General features: G+C 67.0%; 4 protein-coding genes and 1 pseudogene. All 5 read left to right on the forward strand.

What is annotated here, in order from left to right:
* Positions 1-393 (forward strand): annotated as a pseudogene (locus AB8M46_RS39905) (lipoyl synthase); the annotation flags it as partial.
* Positions 394-454: 61 nt separating this feature from the next.
* A complete protein-coding gene (locus tag AB8M46_RS39910) occupies positions 455-1,117 on the forward strand; it encodes a DedA family protein (protein WP_037344669.1) in 663 nt (220 codons plus the stop codon).
* 9 nt (positions 1,118-1,126) lie between these two features.
* Positions 1,127-1,993: a patatin-like phospholipase family protein gene (locus tag AB8M46_RS39915; protein WP_394363509.1), complete on the forward strand. Its 867-nt coding sequence runs from the start codon at positions 1,127-1,129 to the stop codon at positions 1,991-1,993.
* Positions 1,994-2,086: 93 nt separating this feature from the next.
* A complete protein-coding gene (locus AB8M46_RS39920; RefSeq protein ID WP_394363510.1) occupies positions 2,087-3,286 on the forward strand; it encodes an Ig-like domain-containing protein in 1,200 nt (399 codons plus the stop codon).
* A 15-nt stretch (positions 3,287-3,301) separates the two neighbouring features.
* Positions 3,302-4,048: an NAD-dependent deacetylase gene (locus tag AB8M46_RS39925; protein ID WP_394363511.1), complete on the forward strand. Its 747-nt coding sequence runs from the start codon at positions 3,302-3,304 to the stop codon at positions 4,046-4,048.
* Positions 4,049-4,375 lie beyond the last annotated feature (327 nt).

Genomic DNA, 4,375 nt, shown 5'->3' on the forward strand with positions numbered 1-4,375 from the left:
ATCACGAAGGCTCGTGAGGCCGGTCTGGTGACGAAGTCGAATCTGATCCTCGGTATGGGTGAGACGCCGGAGGAGGTGGCTCCGGCGATGAAGGATCTGGTCGACGCGGGCTGCGAGATCCTCACGATCACCCAGTACCTGCGCCCGTCACCGCGTCACCACCCCGTGGACCGGTGGGTCAAGCCCGAAGAGTTCGTCGAGCACTCGAACGCCGCCGAGGCCATGGGCTTCGCCGGCGTCATGGCCGGGCCGCTCGTACGCTCCTCGTACCGCGCCGGTCGCCTTTTCGCCCAGACGAAGGCCCACCGCGGCGAGCCGCTGTCGGAGAACCTGGCCCACCTCGCCGCCGAAGGTCCCGCCGCGCAGGAAGCCAGCTCACTGCTGGCCCGGTGACTCCGGTCACCCTCTTCGCGACATCGCCACCCACCAGGTCACGAATCAGTAAAGTGACCTGGTGGCGTTGGTAACCGATCTTCTGAACTGGCTGCAGGGACTCCCGGAACCGGGACTGGTCGCGGCGACCGGCGGACTGGTGTTCGCCGAATGCACCATCGGGCTGGGCTTCATCGCTCCCGGTGAATCGGGGCTGCTGGTCGCGGCCACGACGGCGACGTCGGTCTCGCGCTTCCTGACCCTGTGGGCGGTCGTGACGGTCTGCGCCGCACTCGGCGACTCGCTCGGCTACGCGATCGGCAAACGCTTCGGCCCGCGCCTGCGCGAGACGAAGCTGATCCGCAAGTACGGCCTCGACGCCTGGGACAAGGCGACGGGAGTCCTCGAACGGCGAGGCGCTTGGGCGGTGTTCTTCGCGCGGTTCCTTCCCGTGATCCGCACGCTGACCCCGGCCGCTTCCGGGACCTCGGGCCTGCCCTTCCGTAAGTTCCTGCCCGCCGCCGCGGCCGGTGCGGCCTGCTGGTCGGCCATCCACATCGGTATCGGTGCCGCCCTCGGCGAAGCCGCCAAGAAGGTCGAAGGCGCGCTCAACACCGGCGGCCTGGTCATCGTCGGCGTGCTCGTGGGTGTCGCCGTGTTCTTCCTGCTGCGCTACAAGAAGAAGAAAGCGCTCGCGGTCACAGCCGAAGAAGCCACTCCGGCGAAGGTCGGCGCGGACGACTAGATTCCGGGCATGACCGCCCTGAACCTGCCCCAGCCGATCGGTTTCGTCCTCGGTGGCGGCGGCAGTCTCGGGGCGATGCAGGTCGGGATGCTGCGTGCCCTCACGGAAGCGGGCATCGCGCCAGACCTCGTCGTCGGCACCTCCGTGGGTTCGCTGAACGCCGCCGTGCTCGCCCTAGGGGGTGAATCCAGCGGGAGGCTCGACCGGATCTGGTCGCGGATGACGCGGCACGAGGCGTTCCCCGGCGGTGTGCTCAGCCAGGTGCGGACCCTGCGGCACAGCAAGACCAACCTGTTCCCCAACACCGGGCTCGCCGCGATCGTCGACGAGCACATCGGCGAGGGCGTCCGCTTCGAAGATCTCGCGCTGCCACTGGGTGTCGTCGCGACGGACGTCGACACCGCCGAGCCGCTGCTGATCCGTTCCGGGCCCGTTCTGGCGCCGCTGCTGGCCAGTTGCGCGATTCCGGGGATCTATCCGCCGGTGCCCTTCGGAGAGCGCATGCTCTACGACGGCGGCCTGGTCGCCAACGTGCCGATGCGCCAGGCGCTCGCCATGGGCGCGAAATCGCTCGTCGTCCTCGACTGCGCCTTCCCCGGCAAGATGCCCGGCACCCCGCAGACCTTCGCCGAGGTGATGATGTTCACCGCGATGATCAGCATGCGGAACCAGGCGGTCCTGGAGGCGCCGATCGCCGCGGCCGAGGTGCCCGTGGTCTACGTGCCCGGGCCGAAGCCCGTGCGGGTCAGCCCGCTGGACTTCAGCCACACCGCGGCTTTGACCGCCGAGGCCTACGACGCCGCGAAGACCTATTTGGGTGAATTGAGTGTCGATGGCCCCGGCCTTTATGGTGCGCCCGGTCTCGTCGTGGACTGAGAAGCAACCAACCGACATCGATCACGTCTTCATCGTCGCGTAGTTTTGAAAAAGGACCTTTCCGCTGAACGAGCGACGTTAAAAGAGACCCATATGTTTCCCAAGAAGACATTACTTTCGACGGCCGGAATACTCGCCGCGACACTGCTGATCTCGGCCTGTTCGTCCTCCGGCGGCACCGGCACTTCGAATTCAGCCGGCCCGAGCGCCGGATCGGACGAAAGCGCGGTTTCGGTGACCATCGACCCGGCGGGCGGGACGAACGTCAATCCGGCGACCCCGGTGGTGGTCAAGGCCGAGCACGGCAAGCTGATCGACGTCACCGTCAGCAACGCCGACAAGGGCAACCAGGTGAAGGGCGAACTGGCGAGCGACGGGCTCAGCTGGAAGACCATCGAACCGCTCGGCTACGGCAGCACCTACAAGATCGTGGCGCATGCCCAGGGCAGCGACGGAAAGCCCGTCGAGCAACAGAGCAGGCTCTCCACGCTGAGCCCGAAGCAGCAGGCGAACCCGAACCTGATCCCGGCTCCCTCGGCGGTCGCTTCCGGCGGTGTCGGCGTCGGGCAGCCGATCGTGTTCACCTTCGGCCAGCCGGTGAAGAACAAGGCCGACGTGGAGAAGAAGCTGTCCGTGGAGTCGACGCCGAAGCAGGAGGGCTCCTGGTACTGGATCGACGACAAGAACGTCCATTACCGTCCCAAGGTGTATTGGCAGCCGGGGACGACGCTCAAGGTGTCGGCGATGATCTACGGTGTCGATTTCGGCAATGGCGTGTACGGCGCGACCGATCGCACCGAAACGTACAAGGTGCACGATTCCTGGGTCGCGAAGGCCGACGGCAACACCGAGCAGATGCAGGTCTTCCACAACGGCCAGCTCGCGAAATCGATGCCCATTTCCATGGGCAAGGACGCCACGCCGACCCATTTGGGCGCGCACGTCATTTCGGACAAACACGAGAATTACACGATGGATTCGTGCACGTACGGCGTCTGCCAAGGCCAGCCGGGCTACTACAAGTCGAACGAGAAGTGGTCGCTGCGCATCTCCAACGACGGTGAGTTCGTCCACGAGAACCCGAACAGTGTCGGCGCGCAGGGCAGCTCGAACGTGTCGCACGGCTGCATCAACCTCAACGCCGCCAACGCGCAGTGGTTCTACCAGAACATGGGGCTCGGCGACGTCGTCGAGGTGACCAACTCCGGTGGCCCGCAGCTGCCGGTGTGGGACCTCTACGGCGACTGGTCGAAGTCGTGGACGGACTGGCAGGCGGGCAGCGCGCTCAAGTAGAGGGATGATGGGGCGGTGACCAGCACCCTGAGCACCGCCCGTGCCCTCGTGGCCGGCGCCGGCCGGATCGTCGCACTGACCGGCGCCGGGATCTCCACGGACTCGGGGATCCCCGACTTCCGCGGCCCGCAGGGCCTGTGGACCCGCGACCCTGGCGCGGAGAAGATGTCGAACCTCAAGGCGTACCAAGGCAGCCGCGAGGTCCGGGAGCGGACCTGGCAGGCGCGGCTGGTGCATCCCGGCTGGGACGCCGTGCCGAACGCGGCGCACTACGCCCTCGAGCGCCTGTCGCCGACATGGATCATCACCCAGAACATCGACCGGCTGCACCAGAAGGCGGGCTCTCCACCCGAGCGGGTGCTGGAACTGCACGGGACGATGTTCGAGTCCGTCTGCCTGTCCTGTGACGATCACCGGGACATGCGCGCGACGCTGGGACGCGTCCGGGCAGGCGAGGCCGATCCGCCCTGCCTGGTGTGTGGCGGCATCCTGAAGTCGGCCACGGTCTCCTTCGGCCAGCACCTGGACCAGAACCTGCTCCGCGCCGCGCGTGCCGCCGTCTCCGACTCCGATCTCCTGCTGGTGGCCGGGTCTTCCCTGAGCGTGCAGCCGGCCGCCTCACTGGTGAGTGTCGCTTCCCGCGCCGGCGCCGCGGTGGTCATCTGCAATGGCTCCGAGACGCCCTACGACCACATGGCCACCGCCGTCGTCCGCGGCCCGCTCGCCGACTCGCTCCCCGCCCTCGCCCCCTCCCGCATTTAGTCCTCTAAATGCGCTCACCCCGGGCCCCGTCGCGCATTTAGTCCTCTAAATGCGCCGGGCTCGCCCTCTCCTCACGTGCCTGTCCCCGCGACTCGCGTGATCGGGGCCGTGACTCGCGTGATTGGAGGCGGATCTCGCGTGTTTAGAGGGGGATCTCGCGTGATCAGAGGGCCGACTCGGCCGGTGGTGGTGTCGTCCGTGGGATCACGTGTGTTCGCTCTGCAATCACGCGTGTTCCGTGTCGGATCACGGGTGTGGCGGGTTTCGGGTATGAGAAAAGGGCCCAGGTCTGGGAGAACTCGTGGTTCTCAACCAGGCCCTGGGCCC

This window comes from Amycolatopsis sp. SB7-3, from assembly GCF_041021335.1.
Lineage (GTDB): Bacteria > Actinomycetota > Actinomycetes > Mycobacteriales > Pseudonocardiaceae > Amycolatopsis > Amycolatopsis japonica.